General features: G+C 49.1%; 2 protein-coding genes. Both read right to left on the bottom strand.

Annotation, left to right across the window (positions count from 1 at the left end; all coding sequences use genetic code 11):
- A partial coding sequence (locus R7040_RS26165; protein WP_318097536.1) for an aminodeoxychorismate/anthranilate synthase component II occupies positions 1–534 on the bottom strand: 534 nt, incomplete at its 3' end.
- A 5-nt stretch (positions 535–539) separates the two neighbouring features.
- On the bottom strand, positions 540–748 hold a 209-nt coding region (locus tag R7040_RS26160; RefSeq protein ID WP_318097535.1), incomplete at its 5' end, for a chorismate-binding protein.

The following is a 748-nucleotide window of genomic DNA, read 5'->3' as shown; positions in this document are numbered from 1 at the left end:
GTAAGTCGTCATTATTGACTCTGGGTGGAACTGAAATCCGCAAACTTTATCTTGTTCGTGCACAACAGACATGACCAAATTGTCTACTTCGGCAGTGATGGTCAGGCTGTCTGGTACCTTTGTCGCCACTAAAGAGTGGTAACGCGCAATTGCAAGTGGCGATCGCAGATTTTGATAAATTGCGTGGTCTTGGTGCTCCATCATCGACACTTTGCCGTGGATGATTTCACCAGCGCCAGCGACAGTGCCGCCATATGCTTCAACAATCGCTTGGTGACCAAGACAAATACCAATCATTGGCACTTTGCCTTTCATTCGTTGAATCAGCTCTGGCATCGAACCAGCTTCTGATGGCGCACCTGGCCCCGGTGATAGCAGAACGACGGGGTTTTCGAGCTCGTTTATTGCTTGTTCGATGGTTTCTGCCGGAATGTGGTTACGATAAATTTTGACTGAGTGACCTAATGAGCGGAATTGGTCCACAAGGTTATAGGTGAACGAGTCAAAGTTATCGATGAATACGATGTTCGCCATGTCTGCTACTCCTTGTTCGCAGGTTGAGAATGCGCTGCTTGAATAGCAGAGATAACCGCTTGAGCTTTTCCGCGTGTTTCATCGGCTTCCGCTTGAGGGTCAGAATCGAATACCACGCCTGCACCTGCTTGTACTTGAGCAATGCCGTTTTCCACGTAAGCCGAGCGAATCACGATACAAGTGTCGAGCGTGCCTTCTCCTGTCCGGTAGCCTA

The sequence above is a fragment of the Vibrio sp. 1069 genome (assembly GCF_033340555.1).
Note: the sequence above shows the minus strand (reverse complement) of the source record. Positions and strands in the feature narration are given on the sequence as shown.